This window comes from Plantibacter sp. PA-3-X8, assembly GCF_003856975.1.
In the GTDB taxonomy this organism is placed as follows: Bacteria; Actinomycetota; Actinomycetes; order Actinomycetales; family Microbacteriaceae; genus Plantibacter; species Plantibacter auratus.
In genome coordinates this window covers 2,266,133-2,281,344 of record NZ_CP033107.1, presented here as the reverse complement: position 1 = coordinate 2,281,344, position 15,212 = coordinate 2,266,133, and the positions used below count along the sequence as shown (strand labels likewise).

Genomic DNA, 15,212 nt, shown 5'->3' with positions numbered 1-15,212 from the left:
CACCCCGTATCCTGGACCCATGACGAGTGGAGACCCCGAGCTGCCGAAGCTGCCGTTGCTCGAGGTCGCCGCCGACGATGCCGCCGCACCGGAGGAGGTCAAACCGACCTGGCGCGGATGGCTGCACGCCGGGATCTTCCCCATCTCGATCGTCGCCGGGATCGTCCTCGTCGTGCTCGCACAGGGCGCGGCCGCGAAGTGGAGTTCGACGGTCTTCGTGCTCACCTCGATGCTGCTCTTCGGGAACTCGGCGCTGTACCACCGGTTCTCCTGGCGTCCCTCGGTCAAGCTCCTCCTCAAGCGGATCGACCACGCCAACATCTTCCTGTTGATCGCCGGCACCTACACGCCGCTCGCCGTGCTCGCGCTACCACCGGCGCAGGGCAACCTCCTGCTCGTGCTCGTCTGGGGCGGCGCGCTCCTCGGCATCGGTTTCCGCGTGTTCTGGATCAACGCTCCGCGGTGGCTCTACGTCCCGCTCTACCTGGCACTCGGGTGGGGTGCGGTCGCGTACCTTGGCGACATCGCCCGCGGCAACTTCGCCACGATGGTGCTCGTCGCCGCCGGTGGCCTGTTCTACACGGTCGGCGCGGCCATGTACGCGATGAAGCGACCGAACCCCTGGCCGGGGCGGTTCGGGTTCCACGAGCTCTTCCACCTGTGCACGGTGCTCGCGTTCCTCTGTCACTGGACCGGGATCCTGCTGATCGCGATCGACCCGGTCTACAAACGCTGACGAGCGGCGGCCCGGCGCGCGGCGAGTCGTCGCAGTGGTGGTGTCAGCGGGCCGACTGGTCCGACGGCGGGCGAGGGTCGTCCTCGACGCCTGCGGGGGCCGCCTCACCGGTGTCGCTCCCCGCGCGGTCCGCGGCTGCCCGCTCGGCGACCTCGGCCTGGAGCCGCTCGTCGATCTCCGCGCGGTAGTTGACCCGGCGCACGCGACGCACCAGGTCGATGACGAGGAACACGACGACGCCGGCGATGGCGAAGGTGATCACGAAGCCCCACGGTCCCGGCGTCACCTGGTTCTCGTCGAACGCCGGCGAGGGCGACGGCGACGGCGTGACCGCCAACAGGACCTCGGTGAACAGGTGGTGCATCATGCGGTTCCTTCGCTGGTGTCGATGCCGTCGAACAGCTCCGACTCTGGGGTGGTCGACGCGACGTGCGACGTGACCAGTTGGTAGTCCTCGAACGGCCATGCGGCACGGAGGACGTCGTTGGGCCAGAAGAAGAACGGTGAGTCTGGCGGCACCTGGCTGCCGTGCGCCCGGAGCGCGGCGTCGCGCGCCTCGAAGAAGTCGCCGACGCGCACGTGCGTCGTCGCGAGATCGGGCCGGCCGGCCATCCACTCGCGCATCTCGGCCAATCGCTCGACCGCCGGGTCGTCGGGGTGGTGCTCCAACAGGTAGGCGTACACGGCCTCGAGCCGGGCGGGGCTGAACGAGCGGTCGTAGTACAGCTTGTCGACCCGCCAGGGCTCGCCCGCTTCGGGATAGCGCGTGGGATCTGCCGCCGCTTCGAACGCCGCGACGCTCACCTCGTGGCACCGGATGTGGTCGGGGTGCGGGTAGCCCCCGTTCTCGTCGTAGGTGATGATGACCTGCGGCCGGAAGGAGCGGACGATGCGCACGAGCACACCGGTCGAGACCTCGAGGGGGATGTCGGCGAAGCTCGCGGGTGGGACCGTGCCGTCGTCGCGGGCCATCCCGCTGTCCTGATAGCCGAGCCACCGGTGCTCGATGTCGAGGATCTCCTGCGCCGCGGCCATCTCGAGGCGACGGTAGCCGGGGAGGTCGCGCTCGATCATCGCGACGTCGGCGAGTCCGGGGTTCTGGAGGTCGCCGCGTTCACCACCGGTGCAGCTGACGACCATGACCTCGGCGCCGAGGCTCCGGTAGTGCGCGAGGGTCGCCGCACCCTTGCTCGACTCGTCGTCGGGGTGCGCGTGCACGGCGAGCAGTCTCATGGTCATGGTGCTCCGCCTTCCGGCTGGTCTGCGCGAGGGGACCGCTTCGCGACTCGTGACGTGACGACGCGGTCGGGACTCCGCATCCAGGAAGAGGCAATACGCTTGAGGTGTCGACCTCGAGGCGTCTCGCACTCCTGGTCCAGCTTAACCGTTCGAACCGGAGCCCGTGACGTGACCTCTCCCCTGCAGGATGCCGGCCCTCAGGACGCCATCGCGGCGCGATACGGACGCACCCCTGGCAACCGTGCCCGCGACCGCCGCCTGATCTGGCTGGCCGCCGCCGCGTTCGCCGTCGTCTTCATCGCGTGGGTCGTGTGGGCCGGTCTCGACGGCAGTCGGCCGAGCATCGAGTCGCGCAACACGGCGCACGAGATCGTCGACGACACGATGGTCAGCGTGTCCTTCGAGGTCACCGGTCCGCAGGACACCCCCATGGCCTGCTCGGTCCAGGCGCTCAACGAGCAGTTCGCGGTCGTCGGATGGAAGGTCGTCGAGCTGCCGCCGTCCGAGCAGCGCACCCGCACCTTCACGGAGAGCGTCCGCACCACGGAGCTCAGCAACACCGGCGTCGTCGACACCTGTTGGGTGGTCGAGCGCCGCTCCTGACCCGCGACGGCGTCGGCGCGTGCACCGCACTCGCGCGCCGATCGTGCGATACTCGAAGGCAGTACTTCATACGCCCCGGCATTCCGCCGGGGCGTCTGGCATATGACGGGCGTTTCGGCCGTCGTGTGCGGACCCACCATGCAAAGGAGTTCCATCGTGTCCGAGCAGATCCAGGAGACGTTCCTCACCCAGCAGGCCTTCGACCGGCTCCAGGCGGAACTCGAGCACCTCAGCACGACGGGCCGCGAGGAGATCGCCAAGCGCATCGAAGCGGCTCGCGAAGAGGGCGACCTCAAGGAGAACGGCGGTTACCATGCCGCGAAGGACGAGCAGGGCAAGCAGGAGGCCCGCATCCGGACGCTCACGCAGATGCTGCGCGACGCCAAGGTGAGCGAGGCACCGCAGTCCAGTGGTGTCGTGGAGTCCGGCACCGTCATCACGGCCGTCGTCGCTGGCGGCGAGGAGCGGTTCCTCCTCGGCAGCCGCGAGATCGCCGGCAACACCGACCTCGACGTCTACAGCGAGGGCAGCCCGCTCGGCGCCGCCATCCTCGGTCTGAAGATCGGCGAGAAGACCACCTACGAGGCGCCGAACGGCAAGGAGATCACCGTGTCGATCAGCGCGGTGGAGACCTACACCGGTTCCTGATCCGGTACGTCGCGCCTTCGCGACCGACCAGACGCAGCAGGGCCCCGCCGATACGGCGGGGCCCTGCTGTGTTCCGTCGGTCGGATCAGTCGTCGACGATCTGCGGGTCGTACCCCGCCTCGCGGAGTGTCTGCACGACGAGGTCGCGGTGGTCGGGCCCGCGCGTCTCGATGCTGAGCTCGAGTTCGACGTCGCTGATCTGCAAGCCGTGGCCGTGTCGGGTGTGCAGCACCTCGATGACGTTCGCGTTGGCCTGCGCGACGAGCTCCGCCGTCCGTGCGAGCTGCCCCGGTCGGTCGGGCAGCGGGATGCGCAGCGTCAGGTAGCGGTCCGACGCCGCGAGGCCGTGACTGACGACCCGCTGGAGCAGGAGCGGGTCGATGTTGCCGCCGGAGAGGATGGTGACCGTCGTGCCGGTCGGTTCGATCTTCCCGGCCAGGATCGCCGCGACACCGGCGGCGCCGGCAGGTTCGACGACGAGCTTGGCGCGCTCGAGCAGGACGACGATCGCCCGGGCGAGGTCGTCTTCGCTGACGGTGACGACCTCGTCGACGAGGGCGCTGATCATCTCGAAGTTGAGCTCACCGGGACGGGCCACGGCGATGCCGTCGGCGATGGTCGGCTGCACGGTGATGGTCGTCGGGGTTCCGGCTTCCAGCGACGCCGGGTACGCGGCCGCGTTCGCCGCCTGGACGCCGATCACGCGGATGGTGCGTCCTTCGAGGGCAGCGCGCTGCTTCATGACACCCGCGACACCCGAGATGAGCCCGCCGCCGCCGATCGGCACGATGACCGTCTCGACGTCGGGGACCTCCTCGAGGATCTCGAGCCCGAGCGTGCCCTGCCCGGTGATGACGTCCGGGTGGTCGAACGGCGGGATGAGGATGGCACCGGTCTCCGCGGCAAACTCGGCGGCGGCGATCAGCGGTTCCGCCACCGTGTGGCCGCGCAGGATGACGTGCGCACCGTAGTCGCGCGTGGCGGCGAGCTTCGGCAGCGGGACGCCGACCGGCATGAAGATGGTCGCGGTGATGCCGAGCTCACGGGCGGCGAAGGCGACACCCTGCGCGTGGTTGCCCGCTGAGGCCGCGACGACGCCGCGCGCCCGCTCCTCAGGGGTCAGGCTGGACATGCGGTTGTACGCGCCGCGGATCTTGTAGGAGCCGGTGCGCTGGAGGTTCTCGCACTTGAGGTGCACAGGCACGCCGAGGACGTCGGCGAGGTAGCGCGAACTCTCCATCGGCGTGCGCTGGACGGTGCCGACGAGGGTGTCCCTGGCCCGCTCGAACGCGGCGAGCGACGGGCCGGGGAACACGGGTGTGGTGATCGTTGAATCGGTCATGGTGTGCGGGGTCCTGGACTTTCTGGGGACGAGGTCTCTCGGAGGTCTTCGCTGGGGTGCTGGGGCTCCTGATCGCCTGGGCGATCCTGCGGCTCGTGGGACGAGCGGGAGCCCGGACGGATTCGCCTGGGGCTCGGGACGGTCTGCCAGATGGCGCCTTCGGCACCCGGTTCCGGCGGAGCACTGCCGCCGGTCCGCCAGGTGCCGCTGGCGATGGTGTGGACCATCACGTTGATCACGGCCACCACGGGCACCGCGAACAGGGCGCCGGGGATGCCGGCGACGAGCGTGCCGCCCGCGACGGCGAGGACGACGGCGAGCGGGTGGACCTTGACGGCCGTACCCATGATGAGCGGCTGCAGGACGTGACCCTCGAGCTGCTGGACGAGGAGCACGACGCCGAGCATGAGCAGCGCGATGACGGGACCGTTGTAGACGAGCGCGAGGAAGACGGCCACGGCGCCGGTCACCACGGCGCCGACGATCGGCACGAACGAGCCGAGGAAGACGAGCACGGCCACCGGGATCGCGAGCGGGACGCCGAGGAAGAACGCACCGAGTCCGATACCGACCGCGTCGATCGAGGCCACGAGGATCTGTGTGCGGACGTAGTTGCCGAGCGTCCGCCACCCTGCGCGACCGGCGCTGTCGACCGCGGGGCGTGCCCGCTGCGGGAAGACGCGCACCGTCCAACGCCAGATCGTCCGACCGTCGATGAGCATGAACAGCAGACAGAAGAGCGTCAGGAAGACGCCCGTCGCGACATGGCCGAGCGTCGAACCGATCGACAGGGCGCCCGAGAGCAGGACCTGGCTGTCCTGCTGGAGCGAGTCGAACGCCTGGGCGATGAAGTCGTTGAGCTGTGTCTCGGTCACATGCAACGGGCTGGCGAGCAGGAAGGCCTTGAAGTCGCCGTAGGCGGTCATGGTACGGGCCTGCACGGAGGCGAACTGCGAGGTGATCTGCGAGATCGCGAGGAAGATCAGTCCGCTCACCACGGAGAGGGTGCCGACCATCGCGAGCGCGATGGCGAGACCCTTCGGCCAGCGGTGCCGCACCAGGACGTCGACGACGGGCTTCAGGAGCGCGGAGACGAGGACGGCGATGAGCAGCGGGATCACGATGAGGCGGAGCTGCACGACGAGGAAGACGAGCAGCGCGACGACCGCGGCCACCAGCAGGATCCGCCAGGACCACGCTGCGGCCACGCGCATGCCGCGCGGGACGCTGCTCGACCCGCTCAGGTCCGGTTCGCGCACGGGCGCGGCCGCTTCGGGAAGGAAGCGTCCCCACCAGGTCTTCGGAGTGTCGTCCGCCATTGCTCAAGTGTATGGCTGGCACATGCCGGTGAGCGCATGTGGACGCCGGACGGGCGGTGGTGCTTCCGCCGGTGCACGGCGGGTGTCCGACGCCGGTGCTAGCGTCGGGCCGTGTCCGCTTCCCTCTCCCCCGCCCTCGCCCGACGGATCGCGCTCGGTGCGCAAGGGTTCGGCGCCCCGCAGCGCACGACTCCGGCGGGTACCCGCACCCTGCGCTCGGCGATCGATCGCCTGGGTCTCCTGCAGATCGACTCCGTCAACGTGTTCGAGCGCAGTCACTACCTGCCGCTGTTCGCGAGGCTCGGCGGATACGACAAGACGCTGCTGGATCGGCTGACCCTCGGAGTCGACGCGCCCTACCTCGAGTACTGGGCGCATGAGGCGGCCTTCATCCCCCGCGACTCGTGGCCGTTGTTCCGGTGGCGGATGGACGGGCACCGCGCGAAGCATGTCGGCGACGAGACCACCTGGGCGAGCCAGAACACGGAGATGTTGGACTGGGTCCGAGCGCTCCTGCGCGTCGAGGGGCCGCTGAAGGCGAGCGAGATCGAACACGACGCGAACGTCCGACGCGGACCGTGGTGGGGATGGTCCGATGTGAAACGGGCGTTGGAGGTCCTGTTCCTGTACGGCGAGGTGGTCACGGCCGGTCGCGACCGGTTCGAACGCCGGTACGCGCTGGCCGAGCACGTGCTGCCGCAGCACCTCCTCGACCTCGACGTCGCCCGGCCCGACGCGATCCGTGCGCTCGTCGAGCAGGCAGCGGCAGCGCAGGGCGTCGCGACCGTCGCGGACCTCGCGGACTACTTCCGGATCAAGCCGCAGACCGCGGTCCGCCGAGCTGTCGACGAGCTTGTGGACTCCGGTGTCCTCGAACCCGTGACCGTGGCCGGCTGGGACCGACGCGGTGGGCCGCAGGAAGCGTGGCTGCACCGCGACGCCCGACGGCCGCGACGGATCGAGGGGGCCGCGCTGCTCAGCCCGTTCGACCCCGTCGTCTGGTTCCGCGAACGCGCCCTCCGCATGTTCGGACTCCACTACCGAATCGAGATCTACACGCCGGAGCCCAAGCGCGTCTACGGCTACTACGTGCTACCGGTTCTCATCGACGGTGAGATCGTCGCGCGCGTCGATCTGAAGAGCGACCGGCAGGCCGGGGTCCTGCGGGTCCAGTCCGCCTGGTTCGAGCGTGGACACCAGGATGCCGTCGCCAGAGGGCTTCGTCCCGTCGCCGACGACGCGATCGCAGGACGCCTCGCGGAGCTCCTCGAACAGACGGCCCGCTGGCAGGGACTCGACGCGGTGGTCGTCGTCGACCGCGGGACGCTGGCGGCGCCCCTCGCGCATGCGGTCGGCACCCGGCTCGTCCCCGGCTCGCGCGCGCCGGAGATGGGTACTACTCCCCATGCTCAGGAGGCGCAATCACTCTCAGGGGATGCACACCGACTGCTAAGTTGATGAGCACCTTCATGGTCCGAAACGAGGGGAACCCGCCCATGAGCAACGACGACACCACACCACAGCAACCAGGCCGACCGAACCCGGGCGAGCAGCACAACCAGCCGTCCCAGGGCGACCAGCAGCCCTCGTACCAGCAGGGTCAGCAGCAGCCCAACCCGTACCAGTCCGGCCAGCAGCAGACGCCGAACCCGTACCAGCAGGGCCAGCAGCAGACGCCGAACCCGTACCAGCAGGGTCAGCAGGGTCAGCAGGGTCAGCAGGGTCAGCAGGGTCAGCAGAACCCGTACCAGTCCGGGCAGCAGCAGACGCCGAACCAGGCGCCCCCGGCTCCCTACGGTCAGCAGACCGGTCAGCAGCCCGGCGCCCAGAACCCGTACCAGCAGGGCCAGCAGGGCCAGCAGCCCAACGGCCAGTACGCGACGGCGCAGAACCCGTACGCGACCGGCGCTCCGAAGCAGCCGATGGACCCGAAGCAGAAGAAGCGGATCATCCTGTGGTCGTCGATCGCCGGTGGTGCACTCGTGCTCATCGCCGCCGCCGCCATCACCATCAGCGTGCTGAACACCACGGCGTTCGGCCCGCAGGCGAAGGTCGAGGAATACCTCAAGGCCATCGCCGCCGGCGACGCGAAGCTCGCGACGAGCCTCGTCGCACCGGACCCCTCGATCGTCGGCAGCACCGACGACGAGTCCGCAGAGCCCGAGGCCACCCCGGACCCGTCCGCGTCGGCCGATCCGGATGCGGACGCCGAAGCCGAGGCTCCGGCCGCCGTCAAGCCGACCGCACTGCTCACCAACGAGGTCCTGAAGGGCGCCGACGAGCGCATCAAGAACCCTGAGGTCGGCCGCGTCTACAACCGCAACGGCGAGGCACGCGTGCAGGTCACGTACGAACTCGGTGGCAAGAAGTACGAGGACTCGGTCACGCTCGAGAGCGAAGGCAAGCAGTTCCTGTTCTTCGACCAGTGGAAGCTCGCCAGCTCCCTCGTCGGCAGCATCAACGTCTACACCGGTCTCGGTGGCACGGCGTTCAGCGTCAACGGCGTCAACTTCGACGGCGCGTCCGACGAGAGCCTGTTCGCCTACCCGGCCATCTACACGGTCGCTCCGCCGGAGAGCAAGTACCTGCAGGGCGACGCCCAGACCATCACGCTGAGCTCGTACAGCGCCGGCGAGGGTTCGGCCTTCATCGACATCGACGTGACCGCCACCGAGGCGCTCACGACCGAGGTCACGAAGCAGGTCGTCGCGATGATCGAGAAGTGCCTCGACGCCACCACGCTCGACACCACCTGTGGCGTCATGCCGGACTGGCAGCAGAAGCAGTTCACGAGTGTCGGCCCGGTGACCTGGACGCTCACCTCTCCCCCGACCGTCGAAGTCGATGAGAGCGGTTCGTACTTCTACACCTCGGACGGCCGGATCGACGGCTCGTTCGACGCCTCCTGGTACGGCAGCGCCGTGGCGGGTCAGCAGGTGTGGGACACGTACCTGAACTTCCCCGGCAAGATCACGATCGACGCCGACGACAAGGTCACGGTGACGTTCGACTCCGACGAGCAGACCGAGTAACGGTTCTCGCCTGAACGCCGAATGGGGCGGCACCTCCGGGTGCCGCCCCATTCGTGTATCCGGGGCCGGGAGGCCCTCGCCTAGAAGCCGCCGCCGATGGTGCTCAGGCGCTTGATCCGTTCGACAAGCGGCGGGTGGGTGCTGAACAAGCGGGCCACCGCGCCGGGCTTCAACGGGTCGGAGATCCAGAGGTGCGCCATGGACGAGTTCTGCTTCGCCATCGGTCGACCGTAGGCGGCGAGCTTCCCCAGCGCGCTCGCGAGCGCTTCCGGGTGACGGGTCGTGAGGGCGCCCGTCGCGTCGGCGAGGTACTCACGCTGCCGTGAGATGGACAGCTGGACGAGCGTCGCGAGCAGCGGTGCCACGAGCATCGCCACGATGCCGATGATGAGCATGACGGGGTTGCCGCCGTTGTTGTTGTTCCGGTTGCCGCCACCCCAGATCGTCATCCGGAGGAGCATGTCGGAGAGGAACCCGATCGCGACGACGAGCCCGAAGACGACCATGGACACGCGGATGTCGTAGTTGCGGACGTGACCGAGTTCGTGGGCCATGACCCCCTCCAGCTCGGCGTCGTTGAGGATCTCGAGGAGGCCGGTCGTCGCGGCCACCATCGCGTGCTGGGGGTCGCGACCCGTCGCGAAGGCGTTGGGCGCCGGGTCGACGATGAGGTACACCTCGGGCATCGGCGTCCCGGTGGTGATCGCGAGGTTCTCGACGATGCGGTACAGCCTCGGGTTGTCGGCCAGCTCGATGCGCTGCGCACCGGTCATCGCGATGGCCTGCCGCCCGGCGAAGAAGTACTGGATCACCGCGTACACGACGGCCACGACGAGCACCACGATCGTGATCGTCAGGTTCTGGTAGAGATACCCCGCGAGCCAACCGAGGCCGCCGATGATGACCAGGAAGACGACGAAGATCAGGACCGTGTTGAGCTTGTTCCTGGCGATGGCGCGGTACATGGGACTGCGCTACCGCACGTCAGAACTGGACGCGCGGCGGTTCGGCGATCGCCGCGTTGTCGGTGACCTCGAAGAAGTCGTGCTCCGAGAAGCCGAGGCCCTTGGCGAACAGGTTGTTCGGGAACACCTTGACCTTGGTGTTCAGCTCCCGGACACCGCCGTTGTAGAAGCGGCGCGAGGCCTGGATCTTGTCCTCGGTGTCGACGATCTCGGACTGGAGCTGGAGGAAGTTCTGGCTCGCCTGCAGCTGCGGGTAGGCCTCCGCGACGGCGAAGATGCTCTTCAGCGCCTGCTGCATGTGGGTCTCGGCCTCACTCACGGCCGCCGGCCCCTGCGCGGTGAGCGTCTCGGCACGAGCCTTCGTCACGTTCTCGAACACGGCCTTCTCGTGCGCCGCGTACCCCTTGACCGCCTCGATGAGGTTCGGGATGAGGTCGGCGCGTCGCTTCAGCTGGACGGTGATGTCGCTCCATGCTTCCTCGACCCGCACGTTCAGCGTCACGAGCGAGTTGTACGTCACCCAGAAGTAGATGCCGACGATGACGACCAGGGCGACGACGATGAGGACTGGGATCAGCCATTCCATGAGGATGGGCTCCTTGTGAGTCGATGGAGAGCGGGTCTGCTCATTCTACCTGCGACCCACCGGTGCCCTTGGGGAGTTCGGAGGAAGCACGCAGCAGGCGTGCAGCGCGGACGCACCGGACACCCGGCGGGCCGTCACTCGCCGAGGACGCGGGCGAGGTACCGGTTGCCGAACAGGCGGCCGGGGTCGAGGCGGTCGCGGAGGCGGACGAACTCGTCGAAGCGAGGATAGACGCCGCGCAGGGACGACGCGTCACGGCCGTGCAGTTTGCCCCAGTGGGGCCGACCGCCCAACTCGATCATGATCGCCTCGACGGCGCGGAAGTACTCCCCCGGGTCCTCACGGAAGAAGCGGTGCACGGCGACGTATCCGGTCGCACGACCTGATGCCGTGGAGAGCCACAGCTCGTCGGCCGCCGCGACCCGGACCTCGATGGGGAAGGAGATCCGCCACCCCCGCTCCTCGATGAGTGCGCGGATCCGGGCGAACGCGGTCGGGAGGTGCTCGAGCGGCACCGCGTACTCCATCTCCACGAACCGCACCGTGCGGCTCGTGGTGAACACGCGCGTCGACCGATCGGTGAACTCACGGTCGCCGACGAGGCGGTCCGCGAGCCGGTTCACGCGCGGGACGGTGGCCGGCGCGACGACGCCCGTGTTGCAGAGGACCCGGTAGACCCCGTTGGCGAGGAGCGTGTCGTCGACCCACTTCGCGACCGGGCGGAGTGGCCTGGTGGGCGCGTCACCCGGCAGCCGGTGGTTCGTCTTGGTCAGGGCGGTCGCGGTGTGCGGGAACCAGTAGAACTCGAAGTGGTCGACGGCGGCGGCCCGGTCGAGCAGCGCTGGCAGCAGCTCGTCGAGCGACTCAGGCCGTTCCACCGCGTGCAGTACGAACGCCGGGACGCACTGCAGCGTGACCTCGACGAGGATCCCGAGCGCTCCGAGCCCGAGCGCCAGCGCCGGGAGGAGCCCTGGTTCCTGCTGGGCGTCCGACGTCAGCAGCTCGCCCTCCGCCGTCACCATCGTCACCCCGACGACCTGCGTCGCGATGCCGCCGAACGCCATCCCGGTCCCGTGTGTGCCAGTGGAGATCGCGCCGGCCACGGACTGCCGGTCGATGTCGCCGAGGTTCGGCATGGCGAGACCGTACGGTTCGAGGAGGCGCGGGATGTCATGGAGGCGCGTACCGGCGCGGAGGGTCACGCGGTTGCGTTCCCGATCGACCCGGACCAGACCGCTCAGGGCGTCGAGCTCGAGCAGCACACCGGGCGCGACGGCGATCCCGGTGAAGCTGTGTCCGGCTCCGACCGCCTTGATCGGAAGGCCCGCCCCCGCTGCAGCACGCACGAGGCGCTGCACCGCGCCGACCGAGTCGGGCCGCTCGACCCGCACGGGCCATGCCCGCTCGGTCCGCGCCCAGTTCGTCCACGATGTCGTCTTCCCCATCAGACGAACCCCTGCCCTTCGCCGCGGTACGTCGGTAGGACGGCTTCCACCCCGTCGTCCCCGACCACGTGGAAGGCGTCCACCCGTTCGCTGAGCTCCCCGGACTTCGTGTGCCGCAACCAGACGCGGTCACCGAGCCGGAGCGACGCAGCCGCAGCCCCGGAGACCGGCGTCTGCACCTCGCCGGCCATCTCCCGCGGGAGCATCTCGAGGCCCTCCGGCCACGCGATGAGCGGGAGGCGGTCGAGCCCTGGCGGACCGGAGGCGACCCATCCGCCGCCGAGGATCGTCGCGAGCTCCGGCGACGGCTTCCGGACGACCGACAGACCGAATGCCGCGGCCGGTGCCGGGGTGAACGCCCGGTAGTGGTCGAAGAGGTGTCCGCCGAAGACGCCACTCCCGGCGGCGATCTCGGTCACCGAGTCGTCGGACGCGGTGAGCTCCAGGGATCCCGTCCCGCCGCCGTTGACGAACTCCAGCTCCGCGACCGCTCGCACCTCCGCGACCACGGCGGCACGACGTTCCCGGAGTTCGGCCCACGAGCGCCGCTGGATCGCGCGGAGCGCAGCCGACCACGCCGGTCGACCCGCGAGGTCGTCCCCCTGCCCGGCGATCTGCGCCTCGTAGGCCATGATCCCGACCAGGCTGAAACCGGGTCGGGCGACGACCGCCTCCGCGAGAGCCCGGACCTCGTCCGGCGTGCGCAGGGGCGAGCGGCGGACACCGACGTGGCCGAGGGCGGGCGCGCGGAACGAGGCGTCGAGCTCGATGCACACGCGGATGCGTGCACGTCGCTCCGGAGGTGTCACCGCGTCGACGAGGTCGAGGTGGTCGAGGGAGTCGATCATCAGGGTGATCCGCGAGGCCGCCCGTTCGTCGGCTGCCAGCCGCGCGATGGCACCCCGCTCCGCCGTCGGGTAGCCGACCACGATGTCGTCCACCGTCTCGGACAACCAGAGCGCCTCGGACAGGGAGTAGGCCAGCACGCCGGCGTATCCGGGTTGTCTGAGGAGCGCGTCGATCACCGCTCGGACACGGATGGATTTGCTGGCGACGCGGATCGGTTTCCCCGCGGCCCGTCGGAGCATGTCGTGCGTGTTGTGGCGGAGGGCTCCGAGCTGCAGGACGGCGACGGGCGAGTCGACGTCCGACACGGCCCGCTCGATACCGCCCCAGTACCGTCTCGGGTCGAGCCAGGGCATCGGGTCGGACACCCGGCCGCCTGCGGTCAGTTCGATGCTCATCAGCGCACTCCTCGTACTCGGGTGACGGCGACCGCCCCTGCGACGGCGCAGGCCGCGGAGACGAGGTAGAGGCCGGCGAATCCGCCGAGCCAGGCGACGAGGCAGGCGCCGATGAGCGGAGCGACCGCCTGCGGCACCGCCTGGGCGATGTTCATGATGCCGAGGTCCTTGCCGTGCGACGCCGGGTCCGGCAGGACCTGCGTTGCGAGCGCCTGGTCGACCGACATGAAACAGCCGTAGCCGAGCCCGATGAGCGCCGCCGACACGAACCCCATCGGCAGCGAGGGCCAGATCGCGAGCAGGAGTGCGGCGAGCGCCTGTGAGGCTGAGGCCGCGACGACGAAGACTCGTCGTCGGCCGATGCGGTCGGACAGTCGGCCGAGCAGGATCGAGGACCCGACGACGAACACCGTGTAGACGACCGTGACCAGCAGGAGGTCGGTCTCGGCGTCGGCGTCCCCGAGCCCGAAGAGCAGGAAGTAGAACAGCAGCGAGGTGCTGAAGGCGTTGCCGAGGTTCACGAGGACGCGGCTGAGCATGGTCCAGGCGAAGTCGGGATGGCGTCGCGGTGAGATCCAGAGGCTCTCCAGGAGCTCGTGCGCGGTGAGTGGCACGGGTCGATCACCCGTCGGGAGTGGATCGGGTAGCCGCAGGAACGGCACGACGAGCACGATGAGGAGGACGGCGAGCGCCAGGTACCCCACGACCATCTGGGTGCCGAGCAGGAGCAGGAGGGCGATGCCGAGGATGACCCCGACGGCCTGCGGAGCGGAGATCCACCCCGAGACGAAGCCGCGCTGCCCCACGGGCACCTGATCGGAGATGGTCGCGGTGAGCGCCGCTCCGAGGATGCAGAAGCCGATGATGGCGAGGCACCAGCAGACGCCGATGCCGACGATGCCGGTCTGGAGTCCGAGGAGGACGAGCCCCAGGGCGAAGACGAGCGCACCAGCTGCGATCCACGGGCGGCGTCTCCCGAACCGCGACCGTGTGCGGTCGGACAGGGCGCCCGTCAGCGGATACACGACGATGGAGCAGAGTCCGGCCGCCCCGGCGACGACACCGAAGGCGACGACGCTGTCCACCCAGTGCTCGGGAGCGAGCGTCGCGTCGATCTGCGCGGGCAGAAGGAGCTGCAGCGGGGCGAGCTGGGCCATCCAGACGCCCAGCCAGGCGACCGCGAAGGCGGCGACCCAGCGCCCGGTGACCCGTCGGTCGGCCGGGTGGTCGACTGCCGCGGTGCCGAGGCCGCTCATCTCGATCCCGGTTCGGCGAGGGTTGCGACGAGGTGCGCCACCGTCCCGACGAGTCGCCGGGCTTCGGCATCGTCGCGTCGCACCAGCCAGCCGAGTGTCAGGCCGTCCGTGAAGGCGATGACGGTCCGCGCGATCTCGTCGACGGGCTGCGTCCAGGTGCTGCCGCTGACCCTGGCGGCGAGCGCGAGCGCCTCACGCGCGAGCTCCTCGTACCGTCGGTACTGCTCGAGCGCGAGGTGCTCGAGGCCCGGCGTCCGCATCGCGTAGGCGCTGAGCTCCTGCATCGCCGCCTCCCGAGCCGGATCGGCGCGGAGGAGGTCGACGTAGCGTTCGAGGCCGGCACGGACGACGGCCTCGAGAGTGGGCGGATGCTCCTGACTGGCCTCCTCGTCCGTCAGCAGCTCGCCGACGTCGAGGACGACGCGTTCATGCTCGACGACGTGCGCGACCAGTTCGGCGAGGAGTTCGTCGCGGGAGGCGAAGGCGTAGTGGAAGCTGGCCAGCGACATCCCGGCCTCGGCCACGATGGCCCTGGTCGTGGCGGCGGCGACGCCCTCGGCTGCGACGACGCGGAGGGCGGCGCTGATCAGCTCGGCTCGTCGGTCGACAACGGAGATCCTCGGCATCGCAACCCTTCCCGGGGCGCCTACGGGTCGTACCGCTCCATCGCGGTCGATTCGACTGGGACGGATGACCCAGTCGCGCAAGTATGGCGGACCGCCGGCCCGAGCGCACCTGTCGCGACGGTTTTCCCGTGCGGATCGGCCGAGAATGTGACCCGATCTGGCGCGGGAGGT

Annotated in this window: 15 protein-coding genes; 5 read left to right on the top strand and 10 right to left on the bottom strand. The window is 69.5% G+C overall.

All coding sequences use genetic code 11. The features are described 5' to 3' along the window. Positions 1–19: 19 nt before the first annotated feature. Positions 20–736, top strand: coding sequence for a hemolysin III family protein (locus EAO79_RS10830; RefSeq protein WP_124768982.1), 717 nt, complete (start codon positions 20–22; stop codon positions 734–736). Between the two features lie 43 nt (positions 737–779). Here EAO79_RS10830 and EAO79_RS10825 read toward each other — a convergent pair whose 3' ends face one another. Next, complete coding sequence (locus EAO79_RS10825; protein ID WP_241160854.1) at positions 780–1,103, bottom strand: hypothetical protein; 324 nt, start codon at positions 1,101–1,103, stop codon at positions 780–782. Beyond that, positions 1,100–1,975 carry a mycothiol conjugate amidase Mca gene (gene mca / locus EAO79_RS10820; RefSeq protein WP_079706259.1) on the bottom strand — a complete coding sequence of 292 codons (876 nt, stop codon included), beginning with the start codon at positions 1,973–1,975 and terminating at the stop codon, positions 1,100–1,102. The genes EAO79_RS10825 and mca overlap by 4 nt, the downstream gene beginning before the upstream one ends. A 168-nt stretch (positions 1,976–2,143) precedes the next feature. Here mca and EAO79_RS19085 point away from each other — a divergent pair, with 168 nt between their 5' ends. Beyond that, complete coding sequence (locus tag EAO79_RS19085) at positions 2,144–2,578, top strand: DUF4307 domain-containing protein (protein ID WP_159878183.1); 435 nt, start codon at positions 2,144–2,146, stop codon at positions 2,576–2,578. Positions 2,579–2,734: 156 nt separating this feature from the next. Beyond that, a complete protein-coding gene (greA, locus tag EAO79_RS10810; protein WP_229938696.1) occupies positions 2,735–3,226 on the top strand; it encodes a transcription elongation factor GreA in 492 nt (163 codons plus the stop codon). An 85-nt stretch (positions 3,227–3,311) separates the two neighbouring features. On the opposite strand, the gene ilvA is transcribed toward greA, so the two are convergent. Both ilvA and EAO79_RS10800 read right to left on the bottom strand, forming a co-directional pair. Then, positions 3,312–4,568, bottom strand: coding sequence for a threonine ammonia-lyase (gene ilvA / locus EAO79_RS10805; RefSeq protein WP_124768980.1), 1,257 nt, complete (start codon positions 4,566–4,568; stop codon positions 3,312–3,314). Further along, positions 4,565–5,887: an AI-2E family transporter gene (locus tag EAO79_RS10800; RefSeq protein ID WP_124768979.1), complete on the bottom strand. Its 1,323-nt coding sequence runs from the start codon at positions 5,885–5,887 to the stop codon at positions 4,565–4,567. Before EAO79_RS10800 ends, ilvA begins: the two co-directional genes overlap by 4 nt. A 111-nt stretch (positions 5,888–5,998) precedes the next feature. On the opposite strand from EAO79_RS10800, the gene EAO79_RS10795 reads away from it, so the two are divergent. Beyond that, on the top strand, positions 5,999–7,345 hold the full coding sequence (locus EAO79_RS10795) for a winged helix-turn-helix domain-containing protein (protein ID WP_124768978.1): 1,347 nt from the start codon (positions 5,999–6,001) through the stop codon (positions 7,343–7,345). A 38-nt stretch (positions 7,346–7,383) separates the two neighbouring features. Continuing rightward, on the top strand, positions 7,384–8,919 hold the full coding sequence (locus tag EAO79_RS10790; RefSeq protein WP_124768977.1) for a hypothetical protein: 1,536 nt from the start codon (positions 7,384–7,386) through the stop codon (positions 8,917–8,919). Between the two features lie 80 nt (positions 8,920–8,999). Here EAO79_RS10790 and EAO79_RS10785 read toward each other — a convergent pair whose 3' ends face one another. The 6 genes from EAO79_RS10785 to EAO79_RS10760 all read right to left on the bottom strand — a co-directional run bounded on the left by EAO79_RS10785 (position 9,000) and on the right by EAO79_RS10760 (position 15,041). Continuing rightward, positions 9,000–9,884, bottom strand: a complete 885-nt coding sequence (locus EAO79_RS10785) for a M48 family metalloprotease (protein WP_124768976.1) — start codon at positions 9,882–9,884, stop codon at positions 9,000–9,002. 19 nt (positions 9,885–9,903) lie between these two features. Then, entirely contained in the window at positions 9,904–10,470 is a 567-nt protein-coding gene (locus EAO79_RS10780; protein WP_064296457.1) for a LemA family protein, read from the bottom strand. A 134-nt stretch (positions 10,471–10,604) separates the two neighbouring features. Continuing rightward, positions 10,605–11,915, bottom strand: coding sequence for a D-arabinono-1,4-lactone oxidase (locus EAO79_RS10775; protein WP_124768975.1), 1,311 nt, complete (start codon positions 11,913–11,915; stop codon positions 10,605–10,607). Continuing rightward, positions 11,915–13,159 carry an alanine racemase gene (locus EAO79_RS10770; protein ID WP_124768974.1) on the bottom strand — a complete coding sequence of 415 codons (1,245 nt, stop codon included), beginning with the start codon at positions 13,157–13,159 and terminating at the stop codon, positions 11,915–11,917. Before EAO79_RS10770 ends, EAO79_RS10775 begins: the two co-directional genes overlap by 1 nt. Then, entirely contained in the window at positions 13,159–14,415 is a 1,257-nt protein-coding gene (locus EAO79_RS10765; protein WP_124768973.1) for an MFS transporter, read from the bottom strand. Before EAO79_RS10765 ends, EAO79_RS10770 begins: the two co-directional genes overlap by 1 nt. Next, positions 14,412–15,041: a TetR/AcrR family transcriptional regulator gene (locus EAO79_RS10760; protein WP_124768972.1), complete on the bottom strand. Its 630-nt coding sequence runs from the start codon at positions 15,039–15,041 to the stop codon at positions 14,412–14,414. The genes EAO79_RS10765 and EAO79_RS10760 overlap by 4 nt, the downstream gene beginning before the upstream one ends. Positions 15,042–15,212 lie beyond the last annotated feature (171 nt).